Here is a 22,793-nt window from a genome sequence, read left to right on the forward strand (position 1 = left end):
GATTTGGGGCAAATGAGCGGGGTGGCTCAAACGCCCAATGCATTGATTTGATAGCGCGTACTACGGCCTCCGCCGGGCAATCGCACCAGGCAGTTTTTTTCCAGCAGATCAGCCAGGTGACGAGTGGCGGTCGCCTTCGATACCTTGGCCACGGCCTGGTACTGTGCGGCGCTGATGCCATGTTCAAAGCCCTTCTCCCCGCCATCCAGCAAGCGGTTGAGCACCTTGATCTGCTCGGCAGACAGCACGAGGTCGCGGTGCTGCTGCCAGAACCGACTCTTGTCCAGTACCCGGTCAATCCGCGCCATGGCTTGTTGCACACTGCGCAGCAAGGTCTTGAGGAACCATTCGAGCCAGTCGGTGATATCCAGCGTGGCCTTTTGGCTCGACTCCAGCGCCTGGTAATAACCCGCGCGGTCCTCAAGGATGCTGGCTGACATGGCATAAAAACGAATGGCCTGGTGCTCACCCTGGGCCAATGCCAGGTCTGTGATAGTGCGGGTCAGGCGACCATTGCCGTCGTCGAACGGGTGCAGCGTGACAAACCAGAAGTGCGCGACGCCGGCGCGGACCAGCGGATCAAGCTCCGGTTGGTCACGGCTGGTTTCGAACCATTGCAGAAACTCATCCAGCGCGTGTTCCAGGCCTTTGCGCGGCGGCGCTTCGAAATGCACCGTCGGTCGATCAAGCCGCCCCGACACCACCTGCATCGGCTCATCCCCGCGCAATGCGCCGATATTCAGCGCGCGCGCGGCGAAGCCGGCTTCAGGCGTCGGGAACAACAAATGATGCCAATTCAACAGGCGGGCGAGGGTAAAGGGTTGGGCGAATTGCTGCGTGGCATCCAGCATCAGCTCAGCCAGGCCTTCGCTGCGGCGGCTGACGCGGGCGTCCTTCAACGGCTCCAAACCCAGACGTCGCGCCAGGGACGAGCGTACCGAGCCCACATTCAACTGCTCCCCCTCGATTGCCGAAGAAGTCAGGATGTTTTGCAGCAACGCATCCAGTTCATTCTGCGCGTTGACCGCCTGGCTGACGGTGCCGAGCATGCCCAGCAGCTTGCCTTGGGCTTGCCCGCACTCGCGCAACAAGACCGCCAGGCGAACCGGTTGCCAGTGGAAGTGCGGCCAGTCGGCGTGTTGCCAGACCCAGAAGGGGTGGTCCATGGAGCAGTACCTGAGTGGGTGAGCCGAATAAAGAGGCTATTCGGCTCATTTGGTGAGCCGATTGTGCAATGTATTCGGCTCACCGTCCACCGTCAGAAATCGTACTTGAACCCCGTCATCACATTGCGCGGCGCCCCATAAACCCCGGCGCTGGTGGTGGTGAAGTACTCCTTGTCGAACACATTGTTGAGGTTCACCGACGCCGACAGGTTTGGCGTGATGTCGTAGCGCGCCATCAGGTTGGCCACGGCGTAGCTTTCCTGGGTGTAGTAGCTCAGGTCGAAGCCGGTTTTGCTCTGCCAGTTGAAGCCGCCGCCGACGGTCAGTTTGTCCAGCGGGCCGGACAGGCGGTAGGTGCTGAACAGTTTCACGCTGTGGCGGGGGATTTGCGTGGCGATGCGTTGGTCATCGGCGTCGGTGCTGACGCTGTAGGTGTAGCCGCCGGCGGCGTTCCAGCCCGGGGCCAGTTCGCCGTTGAGTTCCAGCTCCAAACCTTGGGTGGTGGTGCCTTGCACGGCTTTGTAGGCTTGGAACAGCGTGGGCGTCAGCTTGTTGCCGTCGGGCTGTGAGAGGTTGTCTTGCTCCAGGCGGAACAACGCCAGGCTGGTGTTCAGCGTGTCGTCATTGAAGCTGCCCTTGATGCCCAGCTCATAGCCGGTGCCTTCCAGCGGCGCCAGGTAGGAGCCGCTGACGGTCTGGTCGCTTTGCGGGCTGAAGATCTTGGTGTAGCTGCCGTATACCGACCAGCGGTCGCTGAGGTCGTAGACCAGGCCACCGTAGGGGATAAATACGCCGTTTTCTTCGCGGTCGAGGTGGATGTCGTCGTAGCCCGCGGCGCTGTAGGTAACGTCGTCAGTCTGCTTCCAGTTGATCAGGCGCCCGCCGAGGATCAGGCTGGTGGCGTCATTGAGGTGCCAGCGCGAGGTGAGGTAGGCCGAGTACTGGTTTTCCTTGAAGTCCTCTTTGCCCTTCTTTTCGAAGTCGGGCTTGGGCGCGCTGCCGTTCCAGTCGTAGATCGGCCCGAGGGTGCCGTCGTAGCCGGTCCAGGCGCGCATCCAGCCGCCGTAGTCCGGGGCGTTGGTATTGCGGATTTGCGACAGCTGCATCCCGGCGATCAATTCATGCTCGCGCCCGAGGAATTCGAACGGGCCGGTGACATAGGCGTCAATTGCATTCTGCTTGGGGTTGCCCTGGAATTTGTTGGGGATCACCACGCCGCCCAGGCCGGTGACCGGGTCGGGGTTGCCGGAGAGAAAGTCGATGGCCGAATCGTATTTATTCTCGGTGCGGGTGAAGTCGAGTTTGGCGCTCCAGCCGTTATCGAACTGCTGCTCCAGGGACGCGAAATAGCTGGTCTGGTCGTGATCGTAGAACGACCAATCGGTGGCGGTGTTGTAGGAACGTTTGAAATCCGTACGCCCGCCAGCGCTGTCGAACAGTGGGAAACCGCTACGCGGCGGCGCGTTGGTGTGCACGGTCTGGTAGCTGAAACCCAGGGTCAGCAGGGTGCTGTCGCTGAGGTCGAATTCGCTGATGCCGTAGACCAGGTTGGTGTCCTGTTTATAACGTTCGACCCAGGAGTGCTGGTTCTTGTAGTCCAGCACCATGCGCCCACGGATGTTGCCGGCGTCGGTGAGCGGCCCGGAGACGTCCACCGACGTGCCGTAGCGGTCCCAACTGCCGGCTTCGCCGCTGATGCTGGCCTGGGGCGTAGCGGTGGGGCGCTTGCGGATCAGGTTGATGGTGGCCGACGGTTGGCCCATGCCGCTGATCAGGCCGGTGGCGCCGCGGACCACTTCGACGCGGTCGTACATGGCGGTGTTTTGGGTGTAGTTGTCCATCCGCGACGAGGTAGGCACGCCGTCGATCTCAAAGTTGCTGATGGCGAAACCGCGCGAGTAATAGGCGTCGGAGTCTGCGCCCTGGCCTTCGCGCACCACGGTGATGCCGGAGGTGGCCTCCATGGCGTCCGTCAGGTTCGAGAGTTTCTGGTCGGCGATGCGCTGTTGGGTGATCACCGTGACGGACTGCGGGGTTTCCTTGAGCGCGATGTTCAGGCGGTTGGAGCTGCTGGACGACTGCGTGGTGTAGGAACCGGTGCCTTCGGTGGTGGAGCCGGGCGCCTTGCCGGAAATGCTCACCGGCGCCAATTGCAGGGTGTCGCTCGCACTGGCCGGGATATCGATCACAAAACTGTTGGCGTTTGGCTGGCTGTAGCGGGCGTGGGTGCCGCCGGTGAGAATGACCAGCGCTTGCTGCGGCGTATGGTCGCCGTGCAGTTCAGCAGACCGCAGGCCATTGGCTTGGGCAGCGTCGTACAGCACTTGGTAGCCGCTTTGCTGGGCGAACTGGTCCAGCGCGTCGGTGAGCGATTGCGCGGCGATGTTGAACGTCAATCGCTGGCTGCTCGCCGCGCTTGTCACCGGCGTGGCCGCCTGGACGTAGGAAAGCGGCAAGCCGGCCGCCATCAAAGCGACCGCCAGCGGTAAGTAGTTGAACCCCGTGACCTGTGAATACGGCATACATCCTCCCCGGACTACAAATGATAATGCTTCCTAAGTGCGGGGTAAGACGCAGCAGGCAGCCGAATTACCGTGGGAGGTGAAAATAATTTTTGCGTGACGCTCAACCGCGCACGATCAGCACGCGACGGGTCAGCGCGGTGGTGCGCAATTTTTGCGTGCTGATCAACGCGTCGAGGGCGCTGTCAATCTGGTTCAAGTTGAAGCTGGCGCTGATGGGCCGTTGCCCGACCTGTTCGTCGAGCCAGATCACGCGGCCGCCCTGGTAGCGCATCAACTCCTCCAGCACCTCGCGCAGCGGTGCATTGCGCACGCGCAGTTGGCCGTCGCGCCAGGCCAGCAGGCGCTCGGCATCGACGGCTTGCGGCGCTTGCACCTGGCCCTCGATGACCTTGAGTTGTTCGCCCGGTTGCAGCACCTGATGTTGCCCGCCGCCCATCACTTCGACGCGGCCGCGCAGCAGCGTGACTTCGTCTTGGGCCGCGCCATGGCTGACGGCAAACGCCGTGCCCAGCACGCGCACCCGCGTAATGCCGGTTTGCACCACGAACGGTCGGCCATCGTGGCTCACGTCGAAGAACGCCCGCCCGCGCAACAGGTGCACGCGGCGTTCATCGTTGTTGAGGCTGATATCGACGGCGCTGTCACTGTCCAGGTGCACCTGTGAACCGTCGGCCAGGGCGATGTCCTGCTGCTGCCCGGTGGCCGTGGCGTAATCGCTGCCCCAGGTGTTCAGCGGCGGTGTCGCCAGCATCAGCGTGGCGAAGGCCAGCAACACGCAGGCAGCGGCGGCATACAGCGTGCGTCGCGGCAGCGGCCGGCGTCGTTCACTGCGGCGTACTGCGTGGGCCGGTTGCTCCAGCAGGCGCCAGAGCATTTCCACATTCTGGTAGGCATTGGCATTCAGCGGGTCCGCACGCCACAGTTCGTAGTCGTTGCGCTGCTCGGCGCTGACGTCTGCGCTGCGCAGGCACGTCCACCAATCCAGCGCTTGCTGATCACGTTCGGACGGCGAAGGTGCAGGGTGATTGTTCATTGGGACTCGTTGCCTTGCAGGACCGCCGCGCAATGGGCCATCGCCTTGTTCAAATGCCGCTCGACCGCACGGGCATCCAGGCCCAGGCGAATGGCGATTTCCTTGTAGCTCAGTTGCTCGACCCGGGCCAGCAGAAACACTTCACGGGTGGGCGAGGGCAGCCCATCGATCAGGCGCTGCAAATGCTCCAGGGTATTTCCGGCGATCGCACTGCCTTGCGGGTCGGCGTCACCGGCCAGGTCCTGCAGCTCCTGTTCGTCGCGAATGCCGCGTACGCGGTTGCGGCGGGCATGGTCGATGCTCAGGTTGTTGGCGATCCGGTACAAAAAGGCCCGCACGTTGCCGATCTTGGCGACTTCGCTGTTCATCAGGCGGATAAACGCGTCTTGCAGCAGGTCGTTGGCGGTTTCGCGGCAGTTCACCCGGCGGGTGAGGTAAGCCAGCAGTTCATTGCGGTGACGGCGATAGAGCGGGCCGAGGTTGCGGTTGCCGGGGTCGTCGGACATGGCAGGAAGGGCCGCTCTGGGGGTGGGGGAAGGGATGGTAGTGCTAATGAGAAATTGTCGCAAGAACACCTGTTCGCGACGCCAGTGTGTGGCAGAGGCGGTTATCACAGTAATGGCCTAGTGCTATTCTGCGCCACGACCTGCAGCCACCCGTGGACAGTGCAGGCAAAAAAAGCGCGTTTGAGGAGATAGGGATATGTCGTTGTTGGCGTTCTTGCAGGCCAAAAAGTACTCAAGCTCGGGGCGTGTGCATGTCGCGCCGAATATTCCCAAGAAGCTGCTGAGCAATGCCCTGGCGGCTTACGATCTGACGCTGGACCCCAGCGACGTGGTGGTATTGATCGACGACACCATGTTCGGCAGCGGCAAGGATGGTTGCTTGATCGGGCACGACTGCCTGGCGATCCGCGAAACCTTCAGCGACGCTGTCAGCTATGCCTATAGCGAAGTGCAGTCCCTGGAGATTCAGGGCAGCAAACTCTTCCTCAACAAGCGTCAGGCGATTGCCTTCAACATGCCGGACAAGGGCGATCTCAATCAGTGCTTCACCTTGGTGCTGGAGTGGATGCGCAGCCAGTCCGCCGATCAGCCACCGGCCTCGGTCAAACGCGCTGAAGCCAAGGCTGCCGGCAGCCAGGAATTGAGCGCTGCACAAGTCGACGCCGTGGTGCAAATGACGGTCAACCTGGCCGAGCGCCTGGGCCTGGAGCGCGTCTATGTGCGCCCGCACATCCCGCAGAAAAAACTGCACGCGGCGCTGGAGTCCTACGGCGCCAATATGCGTGAAGATGAAGTGCTGGTGCTGATCGACGACACCCTGTTCGGCGGCGCCAAGGAAGGCGTGCTGATGGGCGAGAGCAAGCTGGCGCTGAAAATGGTGTTTGAAGCGCCGCGCCTGTTTTTCTGGCGCCACCTGGAAGGGCTGTCGGTGGAGAAGCGCGATCTTTACATCAATGCGCGTAAGGTCGGGTCCTTCACCCAGGTCGGCGAAAAGGAGTTGGGCGAGTTTTTCTCACTGATCGACCAAGCGTTGGTGGATGCACGCCAAGCCTCGGGCGATGACATCCCGCTGCCCCAGATCGTCGCGTCTGAACCTGAGCCTGCGCAGGCCGAAGAAATCTTCGCCCTGGCAGTCATCGAAGACACCGACGTACAGAGCCCCGCCGAGCAACAGAAAAAAGCCGGCGCCAAGGACAAACTGCTGGGCTACGTCGCCGTCGCCATCGAGCAAAACAAGCCGAAGATCCTGCCGTTCCTCAAGGAGAAAACCGGCGAAGCGTCCCTCGCTGCGTTGCGTGATGATGCGAACGTCGAGAAGCTTGGCGGGTTCATTTATGCCTTCCTGCCGGGTGTGGTGCGCCTGGCGCTCAAGGAAGAAACCTTCGTGCGCTTCGTGCTGGAAAACCGCAACAAGCTCCTCGACAAACTACTGGTCGGCGAAGCTGAACGCATCGCCGCGTTGCCGGATATCACGCCGGTGAGCCGTGGCTATCACGCCGACCTCGACGACCTGCTGATGGACGACGAGCCCGAGGTGCGCCCGGGGCAAAAACCGATCGAGGCCTTGCGCGCGATTTTGCAGGAGCTCAAGCAAGAACTGCACGACGACCCGGAGGCCGAATTCATCTGGCAGTTGCCCATCGGTTTCCTTGACGCGCTGCTGCCCAAAGCCGAAAAACTGATCGGCTTCCCCGACAAGAAAGTCGAGGACCAGGTCTTTTTTGCCTTGGCCCTGATGTACGGCTTTTCCTTCCACAAAGTGCCCGAGGCGGTGCGCAGCCAAGAGAAGATTCTGGAAAGCTTCCTCAACGGTTTCGGCGTCATTTTGAGTTGCTACGAAGAGCACAACCCCGCCAGCGCCTTTAACGTCGATGATGATGTGATGCCCATGTTGCTGATCATGACAAAGGTGGCGAGCAAGCAGCAGCTCAATGAACTGGTCAGGAAGATGCTGGACGAACACACCCACACCGCCGAACCGGGCGACTTCGAGATGGACGACATCATGTCGTTGCTGCGGGAAGCCAACAACGGCGCAGTGGCCTGGGTGGACGCGTTGACCCGTATCAGCGTCGACCGCGAACGTGAAGTGCAACGCAAATGGGGCGACGTGCTCAACTAAGACCGTGACGGGCGGCCAGTTTCAACCAGGCGTTCGAACTGGCATTGCCCTTGCGCACCGTCCAGGCTGGCCTCAAAGGCCAGCAAGCCGGCCAGTACCTTTTGCTGGGCTGCAATCTGCGTGACCAACTCGTGTTTTTTCTGCGTAATCGCCTGTGCTGCACGTTGCTGCGCAAGCGTATTTCCTGGGTCGTCGTGGAGGATTTCCTGCAACTCCTTGAGCTTGAACCCCAGCTGTTGCGCGCACTTGATAAACATCAGCAGCTCGACACTCTGCTCGGAATAGACCCGGTACTGGCCCTCCCGTTGGGGCGGCGGCAACAGGCCAATCGCCTCATAGTGCCGAATCGCCTTGATGGTCGTGCCTGACAGTTGCGCGGCTTTGCCGATGTACATGAAAACTCCCTTTTCCCACGAGTGCGCCGGCCTGTTGCAGCCATTTTTCCCGTTGTGCGGGTGTCGATCCCAATACCGGCCCGAACAGCAACGTCTTACTCGGCTTGATCCCGCAAAACGCCAGGGTGGTCTTGCGCATCTGATGCACGCCCGGCATGCGGTAGAACCAGCGGTAATACCATGGCGGCGTGTCCAGGGCCACCAACAAATGTGCAGTCCTACCAGCTAATAGCTTGTCGGGGAATGCCTTGCCCGCGCGGTACTTGAAGGCAAAGCCGGGTAGGAAAATACGGTCGATAAAGCCTTTCAACAACGCCGGGATACCGCCCCACCAGATCGGGAACACGAAGGTCAGGTGAGTGGCCCAGAGGATGTCGGCCTGGGCGCTGAGCAGGTCGGGTTCCAGGGCTTGGATCTGGGTGTAGCCGTTGTGCAGGATCGGGTCGAAATCCAGCTCGCCCAGGCGTAAGACACGCACCTCGTGACCGGCGTTTTTTGCACTGTGGGTGTAGGTCTCGGCGAGGGCGGCGCAGAAGCTGGTGGTGGCGGGGTGGCCGAGGATGACCAGGATGCGGTGGGGCATGGTGGGGTGTCCTGAAAGGGAGGATTCAGGGTAGGGGGTGCTGTATAGGGGAGAGTCAAGGGCGGCATTTGTGCAACAGCCTGCTGCACAAACAACAAAAGCCTGCTTTTTCAAGGCAGGCATTTTGTTTAACGCGCGGTGTTTAGTCCTTGCGCGCCGTCAGCGCCGAGTAACCATTCATCAAGTTGCGGTAGTTCGGAATGCGCTGAGACAGCAGGTTGCCCAGGCCTTCGATATCGTTGCGCCAGTCGCGGTGCAGCTCACAGGCCACCGAGAACCAGTTCATCATCTGCGCGCCGGCCTGGGTCATGCGGCTCCATGCGGCCTGTTGCACGGTGGTGTTGAACGTGCCCGAGGCATCGGTGACCACAAACACATCAAAGCCTTCCGCCAGTGCCGACAGGGTCGGGAACGCGACGCACACATCGGTGACCACCCCGGCAATGATGATCTGCTTGCGGCCGGTGGCCTTGATCGCCTTGACGAAGTCTTCGTTGTCCCAGGCGTTGATCTGGCCAGGGCGGGCGATGTAAGGCGCGTCCGGGAACATCTCTTTCAGCTCCGGTACCAGCGGGCCGTTGGGGCCTTGCTCGAAGCTGGTGGTGAGGATGGTCGGCAGCTCGAAGAACTTGGCCAGGTCTGCCAGGGCGAGCACGTTGTTCTTGAACTCGTTGGGCGAGAAGTCCTGCACCAGGGAAATCAGGCCGGTCTGGTGATCGACCAGCAGTACGATGGCGTCGTCTTTGTTCAAGCGGTTGTAGGTTGGCGTGCTCATGGTTGAATCCTTTTTTGTTTAGGTTGGTTGGGCGTTGCGTTCAACATGGGCACAGATTAATGGGTGGGTGTCGGCGGATAAATCGGCTGAAACGGGTAATACCGTCAACTCAAAAGAGACAATGGGTGTTTAGCGTTCTGTATTGGTGTTTTCTTTCACCGGAAAAAGTAAGACAAAAAATCTCACGCGTGAGCTATTGAGCGTGGCGAAAATTGCCTGTAGATTTTCTCACGCGTGAGTTTTTCACAACGAGGTCAGTAGTATGAAAAGCAGCTCTCCATCGAGCCCGTCCGCCGGGTCCGATTCCGATTCAGCAAGCCTTCAAGGAGAGCGCTTGAAACCGTCCGCAAAAAAACCATCGAGCTTCTACATGAAGCAGATGCGCGCGGGCCTGGCGGCCGCCGGTTATGTGAAACACGAGACTTGGGTGCTTCCCGAAAACCGAAGCCTGCTCAAGCAGATGGAGAAACAGCTCCGCCAGCCGATTCTGGCTGGCTCATTCATGTCGGAGATTTACATGAGCGCAGGTACCAACTGGAATATCGATCGCCTCTTCACGGCTCTCCAGGCCCTGGACGACGTGGTTTCCAATGACATTACGCTTTCTCTGGTTCAAGGCTCCGAGTCCAGCATCAAGCTGGAAATGAACGACTTCGGTGGCTTGCCGATTTACATCGCGGTGGTGGGCGAGCAGATCATCGTGGATACCGTGCTGGTGGACGTCGAGTCCATCAACGACGTGTCGGCATTCAATGACGCCGTGCTGCGCAGCCGGGAAATGTTCCCGCTGTCCTCGATCGGTATCGAGTCCATGCCTAACGGGCAAGTTGTCTACAACATGTTCGGCGCGCTGAGTTCAGACTCCAGCCTGACCAACATCGTGACCGAGGTGAAAACCCTGGTCGACAACGTGCAGCGCGCCAGCGAAGCCTTCGAACGTTTCTTCAATTAAGTATTCGGGAGTATCCAATGACTCAGTCCATCTGGAGCAAATTGTTCACCGCGCTGCGTGGCGGTGCCAGCGAAGTCGGCGAATCGATCGTTGACCAGCAGGCCCTGCGCATCCTTGACCAGGAAATCCGCGACGCCGACACCGCGCTCGCCAACGCCAAGCGTGAGTTGGTCAGCATCATGGCCAAGCACAAACTGGCGACTGATCGCGTCAGCGAGTACGACGCCAAGATCAAGGACCTGGAGTCCAAGGCGATGGCCGCCATCCAGGCCAATCGTGAAGACCTGGCCCTGGAAGTGGCCGAAGCCATTTCGACCCTGACCAACGAGCGGGACGTCGAGCAAAAGCAGGCCACTGAGTTTGGTGGTTACGCGGAGAGCATGCGCAAGGACATCACCAAGGCCGAAAGCCGGATCAAAAGCCTGCGCCAGCAAGTGGACATGGCCAAGGCGCGTGAGAGCGTGCAGAAGGCTCAGGTCAGCTCGTCCATCGCCAGTGGTGGTGCCAATGGCAAGTTGGAGACCGCCGTCGGTACGCTGAACCGCTTGCAGGCCAAGCAGCAGCAGCGCGCCGCTGAACTGCAAGCCCAGGATGAACTGGCCGAGGCGTCGTCGGGCACTGACCTGGAGCGCAAACTGCGCGAAGCCGGTATCACGCCAAACGAAGGCAGCGCCAATGCGATTCTGGAGCGCCTGAAGCAAAAGTCGGCGGAGTAAACAGCGTCGCAACAGGAAGGGCAGTCTCTGCCCTTCTTTTTATGTCGAGGTCAGGATGGACGCCCTGAAGGGTTTCAAAGTAGTCGCAGGCCTGGCCTTGTCTATGGTCGTGCTGCAATTGCTCAATATGGCGACCGGCTATAGCCTCATGGCATTCGGCCTGGTTCCGAGAACGCTACACGGGTTGTTCGGCATCCTCGCGTCTCCGTTCCTGCACGGGTCGCTTGCCCACCTCAGTGCGAACCTGATTGCCTTTTTGATACTGGGCACTCTGGTCATGCTTGAAGGGTTCAACCGGTTCTTCACCGTCAGCGCGATCATTATCGTGCTGGGTGGCTCACTGGTCTGGCTGTTCGGCTTTGCGGGTGTGCACGTGGGAGCCAGCGGCTGGGTCTTCGGGCTGTGGGCTTATCTTTTGTCGCGTGCCTGGTTCCACCGGAGCTGGCGCAACCTGATCACGGCCGGTGTCGTGGCGCTACTTTATGGGGGCCTGATCCTGGGTTTCCTGCCTCGTCAGGGGGTGTCCTTCGAAGGGCATCTGTTTGGTGCGCTCGCCGGATTTATTGCAGCCAAGGTACTTCTCTCTACGCCACGCAGCAGGTTTAATGCCGGCTGAATGCACTTGAGCATCCAGGCGATGACAAGTACCCAGGGAGTCAGGGGCAGAATGTCGATTTTTCTTTTGTTGCGCAGGTACGCCTCATCCCTCGTTCACCGCTTCGGCTGGGCCGGTCTGGTCATCGCCCTGGGTGTGCACCTGAGCACGGCTTATCTGGGGCTGGTGGTGCTGGGCGAACACCACCTCACCACCTTCGCCACGTTTGTTTACTTCTATCTCACCACCACACTGACCGTCGGCTATGGCGACCTCGCGCCGCAGACCTCCGCGGGGCGGGTTTTTGTGGCCGCCTGGATCATGCTCGGCGGCATAGCACTGCTGACGGCCGCCATCGGCAAAACCACCAGCAGTGTCATCGATGCATGGAGAAAAGGCATGAAGGGCAAAGGCGATTTCACCGGCAACCTCGGCCATACGGTGCTCATTGGTTGGGAAGGCGCGTCCAGTGAGCGAGTCATCGAGTTGTTGCTGCAAGACGAAACCTCGAACGACAACCTGATCGTCATCTGCGACTGCACCCTCGACGAAAACCCGATGCCGGGCAAAGCGGCGTTTATCCGTGGCGACAGCCTGTCCTCCACGGCGTTGTTGCTGCGTGCGGGTGTTCCCGGCGCTGAGCGTGTGCTGGTGCGCACCCCGTCTGACGATCTGACGCTGGCCACGGTGCTGGCGGTGAATCAGTTGAATCCCGTCGGCCATGTGGTCGCCCACTTCAATGAAAGTGAAATTGCCGCACTCGCCAGCTCCTACGCCCCGCGCCTGGAATGCACCTCAAGCATGGCCATCGAGATGCTGGTGCGCGCCTCCCAGGATCCCGGCTCGTCAGTGGTCATCAATGAGCTGTTGTGTGTGGGCCAAGGCGCCACCCAATACTTGATGAAGTTGCCCGAGGCCTTTGAAGCCACGTTTGGCGAGCTGTACGCGCAGATGAAAGAACGCCACAACGCCACCCTTATCGGCTATCGCGCCAAAGGGGCTCAGCAGCCCTCGATCAACCCACCCAGCGCTACGCGCGTTGAGGGTGGTGAACTCTTCTACATCGCCTCCACCCGCCTCAAGGACATTTCCAATGGGATGGTTTAAACAGTTGATGGGGCTTGAAGCCCCGAATGCGCACGCTGAGCCGGCACAGGCTGCCGGCCAGGCGCTGCCGACCACCGGCCCCTTGGGCCTGGCTCCGGGCAAAGGCGTGATGTTCGACACCACCCTGAAATTGTTGCTCGACGGGCATACCTCGGTGGTCATCCCCGGTTCCCAGGAAATCTGGAGCAACGGCACCGTGGACCTCGGCCAATCGACCTGGCTGTCGCGCTATTACATGAACGACGAGGATTACTGGTTGCAGGTGCACACCACGGGCGACATCGCCGGGCAGGTGGAGTCAGTGATCCTGTTCAACTACCTGAGCTACATCACTATTGGCAGCGAAGCTGAACTGCGCCGACTGGCGGGGCCGCAGAGCTTAATCGGGTTGCCGGCCTACACCCATGACGGCGTCGAATACACCCGTGTGTGGGGCAGCGAAGACGGCCAGACAGAATTGGTGGCGATGAGCGAGCAGGTGATCAGTCCCGAGGATTCCTACAGCGTCGAGCATCGCTCGATGCTATATGCCCGTGAGACCGGTCTGACTGATCGGCGCGAGTTCCTGCTGTTTTCCGTCGAAGAAGACGCCGAAGGCACTATCAGCCTGAGCACGTCGCTGGGCATTTCGCTGTACACAACCGACTTGAATGCGCTCTAAAAAAGGAAGCCACCCATGCTAGAAGCTCTCTCCATTTCCCTGAACAAAGCGGCCGTGCTCGGGTTTGTCATCTACATCCTGGGGGCTGCCGTGCTGTTCGGCCTGTTCCAGTTCATCTATACCCGCGTGACCCCGCACAAGGAGTTTGAACTGATCCGTGCCGGCAACGTTTCCGCAGCGGTCGCCCTGGGCGGCGCCATCATCGGTTTCGCCATTCCGGCCAGCAACGTGATTGCCTATTCGATCAGCCTTCTCGACTTTGCCGTATGGGCGGTGATCGCGGCAGTTGTTCAACTGCTGGCGTTTTTGCTGACCAGCCTGGTGCTCAAAGGCACCTCCGAGCGCATCAAGAACGGCGAACTCGCGGCCGGCATCTACGTGGCCGCTGTGGCCATCAGCGTCGGCATGTTGAATGCCGCGTGCATGACGCCTACCCAGAACTGATCGCGCACGGAGCTCCCGATGAAACGAAGCAAGTATGTCCAGCTGTCGCTGGCAGCGTCGGTCGCCATGGCGATATCCGGTTGCGGGCCGACGGAAAAAACCTACGATTTGCAGAAGAAGTACAACTTCCAGTCGGTTCAGCAATGTGCCGATGAAAAACTTCCGGTGGATGTCTGCTCGGACGCCTACATGACGGCCATGGCCGAGCACCGCCGCATTGCGCCGGTATACGACAGCCAGACCGATTGTGACGCCGACTTTGTCGCCGACTGGTGCCAGCAGGACTCCACCGGCAAATTCATCCCCAGGCTGGGCGGTTTCGAACTGACTGCCGAAGGCCAGGTGACGCAATCCCAGGTAGACGCGGCCAACGCCCAAGTGGCGGGCTCACAGGCCAACAGTGGCGGCTCAGGCTTCTCCACCAGCAGCCTGCTGACCGGGCTGCTGATCGGCAACATGCTGAGCAACAATCGCAACAGCTACCGCTCCGAGCCGGTGTACCGCTACCGCGATGATCGTGGCAACTACGGCTCGTCAACGCTCAACCAGCGCGTCTCGAACGGCGCGACCTTCGGCCGCTCGAACCAGGCCAGGTATGGCAGCAGCAATTACTCGAACACACTGCGCTCGTCCAGCAAGTCGAGCTCCGTTGCGTCGGCCACCTCCCGTGGTGGCTTCGGCAGCAAGGCCAGCGCACGCAGTGGCTGGGGTGGCGGGTCGAGCAGTTAAGGAAGGCAGGCCATGAAGAAAATCCAATGCGCAGAACGTCACGACTGGAAACAGACCGCCGACAGCCTCGGCTTTCTGTTCCACACCATCGACGGTGAACCCTACTGGGACGAAAGCGCGTACTACCAGTTCACGCTCAAGCAAATCGAGCAGGACCTGGAAGACCCGACCACCGAGATCCATGACATGTGCATGGACCTCGTGGCCCGCGTGGTCCAGAGCGAAGAACTGCTGGAGCGCTTGAGCATTCCCGCGCCGTTCTTCGACATGATCCGCACCTCATGGCTCGAAGGCCACCCGCACCTGTACGGGCGCATGGACTTTTCCTACAACGGCAGCGGCCCCGCCAAACTGCTCGAACTCAACTACGACACACCGACCAGCCTCTACGAAGCCGCGGCGTTTCAATGGGGCTGGCTGGAGCAATGCATCGAACGCGGCCTGTTGCCCAAGCACGCCGACCAGTTCAACAGTATCGACACCAAACTGCATCAGGCCTTCGCCCAGTTGCAGGTCAACCAGCCGTTCTACTTCGCCTCGATGAAAGACTCGGTCGAAGACAAAGGCACCACCGACTACCTGCGCCTCGTCGCGGAAAAAGTCGGCATCGAATCACGTCATATCGACATCGAAGACATCGGCCTGACCAGCGAAGGCCGCTTCGTTGATCTTGAGGATCGCTGGATTCCCCACCTGTTCAAGCTGCACGCCTGGGAGTTTATCTTCCATGAACCGTTTGGTGCCGCAATTGCCCAGAGCGACACACAGTTCTTCGAGCCTGCGTGGAAATCCATCCTCTCCAACAAAGGCATCCTGCCGTTGTTGTGGGAATTCAACCAAGGCCACCCAAACTTGCTCGCGGCGCACCTGGATACCGACCCGGGCAAAGCCGTGCCGAAGGGCTGGGTGCGCAAGCCGTTCTTCTCGCGGGAAGGGGCGAACATCGAGCTGCAAACGGTTGATGGGCTGATCGTGAAAGAGGACGGTCCCTACACCGATGCGCCGTTCATCCTTCAGGAATTTGCGCCGCTGCCGCGATTTGGCGACAGCTATACGCTGATTGGTTCTTGGGTGATTGGGGATCAGGCGGCGGGGATTGGCGTGCGGGAAGACAATAGTTTGATCACGAAGGACTCGAGTCGGTTTTTGCCGCATTTGATATTGGATTGAGCGTCATACCGTCACCTGAAGGCGGCAATTGGAACACCGGTATTTTCTGTCCGTTGATTGCGGGTGCGAAAGCCACTGTGAGGCGTTGCCCGATACGTAACTGCTGCGGCTCGTCGCACTGGACGAGCGACAACAGCGTCGGCCCTTCATCAAGTGTCACGTACGCGATGCAGTGGGTTTCGTCGTCCCGCCCGCTGTAGCTGAAGCTGTACAAGGTGGCGTTGCCGCTCGCGACAATCCAGTCGGTGTTTGCAGTCCCGGTAAACGGGCTGTGATCTCTGGGGTAGTAGTAGGGTTTGCCGGTGTCGAGGCAACGGCGCAGCAACAGCTGGTCACGATTGGCGGCGTCCCAGAATGGCGCGCTTTCTGGGGTGATGTGGGGTGAGGTCAGTGGCATGTCAGCATCGCTCCAGGATCAGGGTCGCGCTGCCGTGCCGCGACCCCAGTAAACCGCCAGTGCCGTGGGCCAGGGCCAGCGCGCAGTCGGGGCGTTGCACGGCGGGGTGGGCTTCGCCGCGCAGTTGGCGCACGGCCTCGATCAGCCTGGCCATGCCGCCGCGGTTGCCGGGGTGGTTGTTGCACAGCCCGCCGCCATCCGTGTTGACGGCCAGCGTGCCGACGCCGCTGATTAGTTTGCCGTCGGCGACAAACGCGCCGCCCCTGCCGGGTGTGCAGAAGCCGAGGTTTTCCAGTTGGATTAAAACGGTGATGGTGAAACTGTCGTACAGCGAGGCGTAGCCAATATCGCTAGGTTTGAGTCGCGCCTCGGTGAAGGCTGCGGCGCCGGATTTCACCCCGCCCGAGGCCAGTAGGTCGAAGTACCCGCCGTTCAGGTGGCTGATCGAATACCCCGCGCCGATGGGGGCAATCAGCGGCCGCTTGAGCGTTCGGGCGATGGACGGATGAGCCACCACCAGTGCACCGCCGCCGTCGCTGATCACGCAGCAATCCAGGCGGCGCAAGGGGGCGGCGATCAGCGGCGAGTTCAGCACGTCGGCTAGCGAAACCGGGTTGCGCAACATCGCCTGTGGATTGTGCTGGGCATGGTGCGACGCCGCGACTTTGATCCAGGCCAACTGCTCGGCGGTGGTGCCGTGTTCGTACTGATGGCGCATTGCGCACATTGCGTAGAGGTTGATCACAGCGGCGCCGTAGGGCATTTCAAAAGGTGCTTCGCAGGTGGTTTGCGGTTGGTCGCGGTGGTTGGCGTCGGGTCGCAGGCGCTCGGCACGTGGTCGCCCGGCTTGGGTGATCAAAGCGACGGTGCAGCGCCCGTCGGCGATTGCGCGTGTGGCCTGGGCGACATGCTGGAGGTAGGACGAACCCCAGCTCTCGGTAGTCTCCAAGTGGCGGGGTTGAATGCCCAGGTACTCGACCATGGAGAACGGTCCTACACCCGGTGCGCCCCAACCCGGCACGTCGCCGGCGCAGAAATAGCCGTCAACATCGCCCAGGCTCAGCCCTGCATCGGCCAGTGCGCCTCGGGCGACGTCGGCATGCAGTTGTGCCAGGGAGCGGTCCACCGCGTGCCGTGTGGGGTGTTCATAGGCCCCGACGATAAAGGCTTTGCCCTTCATGATTGGGCGTACTCAATAAAAAACGCCAGTGCCTGCGGATCACGCATGGCGCTTGGATTGGCCACGGTGTGCGGATCGTGGCCCATGAGGATCCGGCGCACCGGCACTTCCATTTTCTTACCGCTGAGGGTCAGGGGAATCAGCGGCACGGCGATGACCTGGTCCGGCACATGCCGAGGTGTACAGGCCTGGCGCAGGCAATTGCACACGCGTTGTTGCAATGCTTCATCCAACTGCGCACCCGGGCGCAGTTGCACAAACAGCGGCATGAAGAACCCACCTTCAGGCAAATCCAGATTGACGATCAGCGCGTTGTCGATCTCGGTGATCGGCTCCAGTGCCCGGTAGATTTCCGCCGTGCCAATCCGCACGCCGTAGCGGTTCAAGGTCGCGTCCGACCGCCCCAGTACCTGGCAGCCGCCGCGCGCATTCAGCAAGAAAAAATCCCCATGGCGCCACACGCCGGGCCACGGTTGGAAATAGCTCTGCCGATAACGTTCGCCCGCCAGGTCATTCCAGAAACATACCGGCATTGATGGCATGGGTGACGTCACCACCAGCTCGCCGACTTGATCGATCAGTGGTTGCCCGTTCTCGTCAAACGCGTGGGCGTCCACCCCCAAGGCGCGCGCCTGGATTTCACCGGCATAGACCGGCAGCGTCGGCACGCCGCTGACCAAACCCGTGCATATGTCCGTGCCGCCGCTGCCCGTGGTGACCCAAATGTCCGACTTCAGGTTTCGATAAAACCAGGCGTTGCATTGTGGCGACACCGGCGAACCAACGGGCATCACCGTGCGTAGCGCGTGCAAGTCAAAACGCTCACCGGGCACCACGCCTTGGCGATTCATCAGCTCGATGTAGGTGGGGCTGGTGCCGAAAAAACTGGCGCGGCTGTCTTGCAGGATTTGCCACAGCGTATCGCTGTTCGGCCAGGTGGGATGGCCGTCGTAGAGAACCGGGCGAACGCCGCAGAGCAGAGCGCTGAACAGGGTGTTCCACATCATCCAGCCGGTGGTGGTGAAGATGAATGCCGCATCGCCGGGGCGAAAATCCAGGTGCAGGTGCAGGGCTTTCAATTGCTCCAGCAGAATCCCGCCATGGCTTTGCACGATGGCTTTGGGCAGGCCGGTGGTGCCAGACGAAAACAGCACCCATAAGGGGTGATCGAAGGGCAGTTGCGCGCAGTGGAAATCGGCGGCGGCTACCGTAGGACGTGCGTGCAATACATGCCAGTCAATGGCGTTGCCCAGTGTCAGCGGTTCATCGGGAAACACCATCGGCAGCACGATGACCTGCTCGATACTGTCCAGCTCGCGGGCGATTTGGCGGACTTGCTCACGCCGGTCAAACACCTTGCCACCATAGCGATAACCATCCACCGCCAGCAGCACTTTGGGCGCCAATTGCCGCACGCGATCCAGCACACCTTCCGCGCCGAAATCCGGCGAGCAACTGGCCCAGATCGCGCCGATGGCCGCGCAGGCACATAGCGCGATCATGGCCTCGGGGACGTTTGGCAGGTAGGCCACCACCCGATCGCTGGGCATCACGCCAGACTCGCGCAGATAAGTGGCGAGCGTGCGTACCTGCTTGCAAAAATCACCCCAGGGCAGGCCCTGCAAAGCGGTCGTTTCATTCAGGTAGAGCAGCGCATCGCCTGCCTGCTCGTTGCGCAAAATGTGTTCGGCAAGGTTCAGCCGTGCGCCGGGAAACCACTGGGCGCCTGGCATCGCTCGATCACCCAGCACCGCGTGGTAGGGGCTGCTGGCCTGCACCTGGAAGTGATCCCAGATCGATTGCCAGAACCCCTCCAGGTCATTGACCGACCACTGCCACAGCCCGTGGTAGTCAACAAAAGTGCGCCCACGTTCGTGTCGCAACCACTCCAGGTAATGGGCTAAACGGGTGTGTTGGATTTGTTCAGCGCAAGGCTGCCAGAGCAGTTGGCCCTGGGCCACGTCGTTGAATGCGGTCGCCACGATAAAAGGCCTCTGACGTTATTGTTGTTCGGGTCATGGGGTGCTCATACGTGGCGGACTGTAGCGATAAATTGTACGTCGTACAATTGTCCGCCTTTCTTCTTTTGTTGTGTGATTTTTCAGCGGCGGGCAGCCAGGCTTTCCAGCCCGCAGAGGAAGGTTTCGACATAAAACCCAAAGCTTTCATCCAGTGCCGCCTGCACGCCGTTTTGCCAGCGCAGGCTGAAACCTCGATTGCTTAACTGGTGCATATTTTGTGCGAGGGTCGGGTGCTGCTCGGCATCTACCGCTTGCAGGCTTTCCTGCACCTGACATTGCCACGCGTCGGTGTCTTCCGGCAGCGGCGCGAACTCCAGGGTGGTGAAGCCGGCAAGGGCAGCGATAAAGGTGTTGTAGGCGCCGGTCAGCGATGGCCCACTGAAACCGGCTTGCTGTAACGCCGCCAAGACGCCCTCGACCAATGTGAAGTCTGTGCGGGTGTTGGATACCAATTGCGCCCCCAGCAACGGCGCGACATTCGGGTGTTGGCGCACGGCGTCATGGCAGTTGACCATGGCGGCACGCAGGTAGTCCTGCCAACGCACCTGAGGCTCGGGCGCTACGTTTTCCAGGACTTTGGCCAACACTTCGCCCAAGAGCAGTTCGCGCGATGAGACGTACCAATAGATCGCCGTCGGGTAAACGCCCAGGCTGCTGGCCAGGTTGCGCAGGCTGCATTTATCCAGGCCTTCGCGGTCGATCAGGGCGAGGGCCGCGGCGATGATGGTGTCTTTGTTCAGTAGGCTTTTCGGCTCTTCCCCCGTAGTCTTTTTGCGCCTGCCCCGTGGGTTTGCGGTTTTGCTGGTCATGGCTGTTGTTGTTCCGGTTGAGCGACGGCGAAAGGATAGCGGGTCACCGATTCGCTGTCGCTCTTGCGGGTGGGCCTCAACGGCCGCCGTAGCGCTCGGCAAACGCCTGTGTTGCCACCACCAGTCGGGTCAACTCGCGCTCGGTCAACGGCAAACTCAGCGCAAATAGTCCGCGCCGTGCACTGTAGATCCCACATTCGAGCAGGTGAAAGAAGAACAGATCCCGTAGGTTGTTTCGATCCGGCGGGATATCCCACGGGCTGCGGATCGGCAAGGCGGTGGGATGCAGGTTCATCACCGAGCCCTGCCCGGTAAATTGCATCGGCATCTTTGCCAGCACTTCGTTGAGTTGCCCGCGCAGGCGGTCACCCCGGGCGTTCAAATGCAATGCCGCTTCGCGGGTGTACACCTGCTCCAACCCAGCGATGCCCGCGGCCATGGTCAGCACATTATTGTTGAAGGTGCCGGCGTGGGAGAGGCCGCCGTGACGCGGGTCGAACTGCGCCATGATGTCTTTGCGTCCACCGAGCACGCCACAGGGCATGCCGCCGCCGAGGTATTTGCCCAAGGTGATCAGGTCGGGGTGAATGCCGAGCTTTTCCTGCAAACCTCCGGGGCCGAGGCGCGAGGTCATCACTTCATCGAAGATCAGCAGCGCGCCATGGGCCTGGCTCATTGCCCGCAAGCCTTCAAGGAAACCGCTCTCGGCGCAGATGCAGCCGCTGGCACCGAGCATCGGCTCTACCAGGATTGCCGCAACCTCGCCACGGTGTTCCTGGAACACCCGCTCGACACTGTGCAGGTCGTTGTAGTCGGCCAGGACCACCTGATGCGGCACATTCATCGCGGTGGTCGGTCCATGAAAACTCAGCACCCCACCGTGATAGCCGCCGTTAAACGCGATGATCCGGCTGCGCCCGCTGTAGGCCTTCGCTGCCGCCAGCGCGAGCAGATTCGCCTCGGTTCCGGAGTTGGTAAAGCGTACCTGCTCGATACAGCTGAAACGCTCAACGATCAACGTGGCCAGCCGCGCTTCCAGCTCTGTATGGGCGCTGAGATTCAAGCCGTTTGCCATCGCTGTTGTCAGCGCGTGAGTGATCGCCGGGTGGGAGTGTCCATACAGCGCCGCCGTGTACTCGGCGAGGAAATCCACATAGCGGTGCCCATCCAGATCATCGAGAAAACAGCCGTTGCCCCCCGACATCACCAACGGAAACGGTTCGTAAAACAATACCGAGCGTGTGTTGCCGCCGGGCAATACTCGCGCGGCGTTTTCCAGCTGCCGGGCGCTGTTGGGGTTGGCTTGGGTGTAACGCTCGATGCAGCGCTGCAGTTCAGGCGTTCCAGACATCACTCACCTCCTTCTTCACGGCAGCGCGTTTCGGATACACCAGCAGCAACAATCCAAACCAGGCGGCCGCCACGTAAAACGCTGCGCGGGTCTCCGGGTCGCGAATCACCAGTACCGTCAGCACACCCAAGTAACCCAACACCAGCACACTGCTGAACGTGGGCCAGGGCAGGCGATAAGCCACCTGCAGCGCCTCACCGCGCAGTACCTTGCGGCGATAGGCCATGTGCGCCGTGATGATCACCACCCACACCCAGATCAACAGGCCCAGAATCCCGGTGATCAACAGGCTGAAAATGCTTTCGGGGATCAAGTAGTTCAGCAGCACCCCCACCAGCAAGATCGCCGTCGAGACCATCAAGCAACGGGCCGGCACCTGGTTCGCACTCAACACCTGCAACTGACGCGGCGCCTGCTGGATATGCGACAGCGCAAACAGCATGCGGCTGGTGGCAAACAACCCGGTGTTGCACGACGACGCCAACGCACTGATCACCACAAAATTGATAAACCCGGCGGCGACACCCAGGCCAATACTGTCGAACACCATCACAAACGGGCTTTGTGCGGTATCGATCTGATTCCACGGATACAGCGCCATGATCACCGCAATCGACCCGAGGTAAAAAATCGCCATCCGCCACAGAATGCTATTGATCGCGCGCGGCAACGTCCGCTGCGGCTCAGCCGTTTCCGCCGCCACCAAACCAATCACCTCAACCCCGGCAAAGGTAAAAGCGGCTACCGGCACCGCGTACCAAAAGCCACTCCAGCCATTCGGAAAAAAACCATCATGGCGCCAGAGATTAGCCACCGACGGCGCGGTTGGTGCCGACGTCTCCCAGCCCAGCAGCAGAATTGCCAACCCCGCGCCAATCAAGCCGACAATCGTCAACACCTTGATCAACGCCAGCCAGAACTCCACCTCGCCAAAGGTCTTCACCGCAAACAGATTGATCACCATCAACACCGCCGTGGTGACCAGCGCTGGAATCCACTGCGGCAACTCCGGGAACCAATACTTCATCAACAGACCGATCCCGGTGACCTCCAACACCCCACCAGAATCCAGATCATCCAATACGACCACCCCGTGATAAAGGCCACCCGCGGCCCCAGAAACTCCTCCGCATATGTGGCAAACGAACCGCTGCTGGGCCGATACAACGACAACTCCCCCAGCGCCCGCGCGATCAAATAAACCATCCCCCCACACAGCGCATACGCCAGCAACAATGCCGGCCCCGCCGTGGCAATCGCCTTGCCCGACCCCAAAAACAAACCGGCCCCGATAATCCCGCCGATCGCGATAAGCATGACGTGGCGCTCCTTGAGCGAACGCGCCAGGCCATGGTTGGAAGAGTGAAGCGGTACTGTGGACATCAGCATTCCCCGAGCTGCCCTGGGCAGCAGTGGTTGAGCGTAAGATCCGGTTGTAGGCCGGGTTTATTGTGCGGTGTTCAATAAGCAGGTTTTGGGCCAGCGGAGGGATGGGGTGGGGATTTGGTGGCTAAACTGTTTGTTTAGATTGGTTTGTAGGAAGGTTCGTTTTGGGG

The 22,793-nt window shown here is 60.6% G+C and carries 23 protein-coding genes; 9 read left to right on the forward strand and 14 right to left on the reverse strand.

The genetic code is table 11. The features are described from left to right. Positions 1 to 26 precede the first annotated feature (26 nt). The 4 genes from J1G37_RS22870 to J1G37_RS22885 form a co-directional block, all read right to left on the reverse strand. Positions 27 to 1,166 carry a Fic family protein gene (locus J1G37_RS22870; RefSeq protein WP_207045506.1) on the reverse strand — a complete coding sequence of 380 codons (1,140 nt, stop codon included), beginning with the start codon at positions 1,164 to 1,166 and terminating at the stop codon, positions 27 to 29. 92 nt (positions 1,167 to 1,258) lie between these two features. Beyond that, entirely contained in the window at positions 1,259 to 3,688 is a 2,430-nt protein-coding gene (locus J1G37_RS22875; RefSeq protein ID WP_207045507.1) for a TonB-dependent siderophore receptor, read from the reverse strand. Between the two features lie 103 nt (positions 3,689 to 3,791). Beyond that, the gene (locus J1G37_RS22880) at positions 3,792 to 4,724 is read right to left on the reverse strand and encodes a FecR family protein (protein ID WP_207045508.1); all 933 of its coding nucleotides are present in this window, start codon (positions 4,722 to 4,724) and stop codon (positions 3,792 to 3,794) included. Next, positions 4,721 to 5,230, reverse strand: coding sequence for an RNA polymerase sigma factor (locus tag J1G37_RS22885; protein ID WP_207045509.1), 510 nt, complete (start codon positions 5,228 to 5,230; stop codon positions 4,721 to 4,723). Before J1G37_RS22885 ends, J1G37_RS22880 begins: the two co-directional genes overlap by 4 nt. 196 nt (positions 5,231 to 5,426) lie before the next feature. On the opposite strand from J1G37_RS22885, the gene J1G37_RS22890 reads away from it, so the two are divergent. Further along, a complete protein-coding gene (locus J1G37_RS22890) occupies positions 5,427 to 7,352 on the forward strand; it encodes a hypothetical protein (RefSeq protein ID WP_207045510.1) in 1,926 nt (641 codons plus the stop codon). Here J1G37_RS22890 and J1G37_RS22895 read toward each other — a convergent pair. The 3 genes from J1G37_RS22895 to ycaC form a co-directional block, all read right to left on the reverse strand. Further along, positions 7,349 to 7,747: a MerR family transcriptional regulator gene (locus tag J1G37_RS22895; protein ID WP_207045511.1), complete on the reverse strand. Its 399-nt coding sequence runs from the start codon at positions 7,745 to 7,747 to the stop codon at positions 7,349 to 7,351. The genes J1G37_RS22890 and J1G37_RS22895 overlap by 4 nt on opposite strands. After that, positions 7,686 to 8,330 (reverse strand): NAD(P)H-dependent oxidoreductase, encoded by a 645-nt coding sequence (locus J1G37_RS22900; RefSeq protein WP_207045512.1) that lies wholly within the window; start codon positions 8,328 to 8,330, stop codon positions 7,686 to 7,688. The genes J1G37_RS22895 and J1G37_RS22900 overlap by 62 nt, the downstream gene beginning before the upstream one ends. Positions 8,331 to 8,472: 142 nt before the next feature. Next, positions 8,473 to 9,105 (reverse strand): isochorismate family cysteine hydrolase YcaC, encoded by a 633-nt coding sequence (ycaC, locus tag J1G37_RS22905; protein WP_207045513.1) that lies wholly within the window; start codon positions 9,103 to 9,105, stop codon positions 8,473 to 8,475. A 370-nt stretch (positions 9,106 to 9,475) separates the two neighbouring features. On the opposite strand from ycaC, the gene J1G37_RS22910 reads away from it, so the two are divergent. The 8 genes from J1G37_RS22910 to J1G37_RS22945 are packed head-to-tail and all read left to right on the forward strand — an operon-like array spanning position 9,476 to position 15,479. Then, a complete protein-coding gene (locus tag J1G37_RS22910; RefSeq protein ID WP_207045534.1) occupies positions 9,476 to 10,057 on the forward strand; it encodes a YjfI family protein in 582 nt (193 codons plus the stop codon). Positions 10,058 to 10,074: 17 nt separating this feature from the next. Further along, on the forward strand, positions 10,075 to 10,773 hold the full coding sequence (locus tag J1G37_RS22915; protein ID WP_207045515.1) for a PspA/IM30 family protein: 699 nt from the start codon (positions 10,075 to 10,077) through the stop codon (positions 10,771 to 10,773). A 55-nt stretch (positions 10,774 to 10,828) separates the two neighbouring features. Then, entirely contained in the window at positions 10,829 to 11,389 is a 561-nt protein-coding gene (locus tag J1G37_RS22920) for a rhomboid family intramembrane serine protease (RefSeq protein ID WP_207045517.1), read from the forward strand. Positions 11,390 to 11,440: 51 nt separating this feature from the next. Then, positions 11,441 to 12,475 (forward strand): ion channel, encoded by a 1,035-nt coding sequence (locus J1G37_RS22925; protein ID WP_207045519.1) that lies wholly within the window; start codon positions 11,441 to 11,443, stop codon positions 12,473 to 12,475. Continuing rightward, positions 12,462 to 13,136: a DUF2491 family protein gene (locus J1G37_RS22930; protein ID WP_207045520.1), complete on the forward strand. Its 675-nt coding sequence runs from the start codon at positions 12,462 to 12,464 to the stop codon at positions 13,134 to 13,136. Before J1G37_RS22925 ends, J1G37_RS22930 begins: the two co-directional genes overlap by 14 nt. A gap of 15 nt (positions 13,137 to 13,151) precedes the next feature. Further along, positions 13,152 to 13,580, forward strand: a complete 429-nt coding sequence (locus J1G37_RS22935) for a DUF350 domain-containing protein (RefSeq protein ID WP_207045522.1) — start codon at positions 13,152 to 13,154, stop codon at positions 13,578 to 13,580. 18 nt (positions 13,581 to 13,598) lie between these two features. After that, entirely contained in the window at positions 13,599 to 14,309 is a 711-nt protein-coding gene (locus J1G37_RS22940) for a DUF1190 domain-containing protein (protein WP_207045524.1), read from the forward strand. Between the two features lie 12 nt (positions 14,310 to 14,321). Then, positions 14,322 to 15,479, forward strand: coding sequence for a glutathionylspermidine synthase family protein (locus J1G37_RS22945; protein ID WP_207045526.1), 1,158 nt, complete (start codon positions 14,322 to 14,324; stop codon positions 15,477 to 15,479). On the opposite strand, the gene J1G37_RS22950 is transcribed toward J1G37_RS22945, so the two are convergent. The 7 genes from J1G37_RS22950 to J1G37_RS29165 form a co-directional block, all read right to left on the reverse strand. Then, positions 15,433 to 15,876 carry an OB-fold domain-containing protein gene (locus tag J1G37_RS22950; protein ID WP_207045528.1) on the reverse strand — a complete coding sequence of 148 codons (444 nt, stop codon included), beginning with the start codon at positions 15,874 to 15,876 and terminating at the stop codon, positions 15,433 to 15,435. The genes J1G37_RS22945 and J1G37_RS22950 overlap by 47 nt on opposite strands. A gap of 1 nt (position 15,877) precedes the next feature. Beyond that, the gene (locus J1G37_RS22955; protein WP_207045530.1) at positions 15,878 to 17,056 is read right to left on the reverse strand and encodes a thiolase domain-containing protein; all 1,179 of its coding nucleotides are present in this window, start codon (positions 17,054 to 17,056) and stop codon (positions 15,878 to 15,880) included. Beyond that, positions 17,053 to 19,038, reverse strand: coding sequence for an acetoacetate--CoA ligase (locus J1G37_RS22960; protein ID WP_207045531.1), 1,986 nt, complete (start codon positions 19,036 to 19,038; stop codon positions 17,053 to 17,055). Before J1G37_RS22960 ends, J1G37_RS22955 begins: the two co-directional genes overlap by 4 nt. Positions 19,039 to 19,157: 119 nt before the next feature. Beyond that, a complete protein-coding gene (locus J1G37_RS22965) occupies positions 19,158 to 19,886 on the reverse strand; it encodes a TetR family transcriptional regulator (RefSeq protein WP_207045532.1) in 729 nt (242 codons plus the stop codon). A gap of 76 nt (positions 19,887 to 19,962) precedes the next feature. Next, positions 19,963 to 21,237 (reverse strand): aminotransferase class III-fold pyridoxal phosphate-dependent enzyme, encoded by a 1,275-nt coding sequence (locus J1G37_RS22970; protein WP_207045533.1) that lies wholly within the window; start codon positions 21,235 to 21,237, stop codon positions 19,963 to 19,965. After that, complete coding sequence (locus J1G37_RS22975; RefSeq protein ID WP_277990824.1) at positions 21,221 to 22,264, reverse strand: amino acid permease; 1,044 nt, start codon at positions 22,262 to 22,264, stop codon at positions 21,221 to 21,223. Before J1G37_RS22975 ends, J1G37_RS22970 begins: the two co-directional genes overlap by 17 nt. Continuing rightward, positions 22,264 to 22,554, reverse strand: coding sequence for an amino acid permease (locus J1G37_RS29165; RefSeq protein WP_277990825.1), 291 nt, complete (start codon positions 22,552 to 22,554; stop codon positions 22,264 to 22,266). Before J1G37_RS29165 ends, J1G37_RS22975 begins: the two co-directional genes overlap by 1 nt. Positions 22,555 to 22,793 lie beyond the last annotated feature (239 nt).

Origin of the sequence: Pseudomonas sp. Marseille-Q1929 (genome assembly GCF_017316265.1) — a bacterium.
Classification (GTDB): domain Bacteria; phylum Pseudomonadota; class Gammaproteobacteria; order Pseudomonadales; family Pseudomonadaceae; genus Aquipseudomonas.

Excerpts from the sequence above, each read along its gene's own strand:
- J1G37_RS22975 (WP_277990824.1), bottom strand. The coding sequence starts at position 22,264 with ATGAAGTATTGGTTCCCGGAGTTGCCGCAGTGGATTCCAGCGCTGGTC.
- J1G37_RS22870 (WP_207045506.1), bottom strand. The coding sequence starts at position 1,166 with ATGGACCACCCCTTCTGGGTCTGGCAACACGCCGACTGGCCGCACTTC.
- J1G37_RS22935 (WP_207045522.1), top strand. The coding sequence starts at position 13,152 with ATGCTAGAAGCTCTCTCCATTTCCCTGAACAAAGCGGCCGTGCTCGGG.
- J1G37_RS22940 (WP_207045524.1), top strand. The coding sequence starts at position 13,599 with ATGAAACGAAGCAAGTATGTCCAGCTGTCGCTGGCAGCGTCGGTCGCC.
- J1G37_RS22970 (WP_207045533.1), bottom strand. The coding sequence starts at position 21,237 with ATGTCTGGAACGCCTGAACTGCAGCGCTGCATCGAGCGTTACACCCAA.
- J1G37_RS22925 (WP_207045519.1), top strand. The coding sequence starts at position 11,441 with ATGTCGATTTTTCTTTTGTTGCGCAGGTACGCCTCATCCCTCGTTCAC.
- J1G37_RS22875 (WP_207045507.1), bottom strand. The coding sequence starts at position 3,688 with ATGCCGTATTCACAGGTCACGGGGTTCAACTACTTACCGCTGGCGGTC.
- J1G37_RS22900 (WP_207045512.1), bottom strand. The coding sequence starts at position 8,330 with ATGCCCCACCGCATCCTGGTCATCCTCGGCCACCCCGCCACCACCAGC.
- J1G37_RS22930 (WP_207045520.1), top strand. The coding sequence starts at position 12,462 with ATGGGATGGTTTAAACAGTTGATGGGGCTTGAAGCCCCGAATGCGCAC.
- J1G37_RS22915 (WP_207045515.1), top strand. The coding sequence starts at position 10,075 with ATGACTCAGTCCATCTGGAGCAAATTGTTCACCGCGCTGCGTGGCGGT.
- J1G37_RS22880 (WP_207045508.1), bottom strand. The coding sequence starts at position 4,724 with ATGAACAATCACCCTGCACCTTCGCCGTCCGAACGTGATCAGCAAGCG.
- ycaC (WP_207045513.1), bottom strand. The coding sequence starts at position 9,105 with ATGAGCACGCCAACCTACAACCGCTTGAACAAAGACGACGCCATCGTA.
- J1G37_RS22950 (WP_207045528.1), bottom strand. The coding sequence starts at position 15,876 with ATGCCACTGACCTCACCCCACATCACCCCAGAAAGCGCGCCATTCTGG.
- J1G37_RS22910 (WP_207045534.1), top strand. The coding sequence starts at position 9,476 with ATGAAGCAGATGCGCGCGGGCCTGGCGGCCGCCGGTTATGTGAAACAC.
- J1G37_RS22890 (WP_207045510.1), top strand. The coding sequence starts at position 5,427 with ATGTCGTTGTTGGCGTTCTTGCAGGCCAAAAAGTACTCAAGCTCGGGG.
- J1G37_RS22965 (WP_207045532.1), bottom strand. The coding sequence starts at position 19,886 with ATGACCAGCAAAACCGCAAACCCACGGGGCAGGCGCAAAAAGACTACG.
- J1G37_RS22920 (WP_207045517.1), top strand. The coding sequence starts at position 10,829 with ATGGACGCCCTGAAGGGTTTCAAAGTAGTCGCAGGCCTGGCCTTGTCT.
- J1G37_RS22955 (WP_207045530.1), bottom strand. The coding sequence starts at position 17,056 with ATGAAGGGCAAAGCCTTTATCGTCGGGGCCTATGAACACCCCACACGG.
- J1G37_RS29165 (WP_277990825.1), bottom strand. The coding sequence starts at position 22,554 with ATGCTTATCGCGATCGGCGGGATTATCGGGGCCGGTTTGTTTTTGGGG.
- J1G37_RS22945 (WP_207045526.1), top strand. The coding sequence starts at position 14,322 with ATGAAGAAAATCCAATGCGCAGAACGTCACGACTGGAAACAGACCGCC.
- J1G37_RS22895 (WP_207045511.1), bottom strand. The coding sequence starts at position 7,747 with ATGTACATCGGCAAAGCCGCGCAACTGTCAGGCACGACCATCAAGGCG.
- J1G37_RS22885 (WP_207045509.1), bottom strand. The coding sequence starts at position 5,230 with ATGTCCGACGACCCCGGCAACCGCAACCTCGGCCCGCTCTATCGCCGT.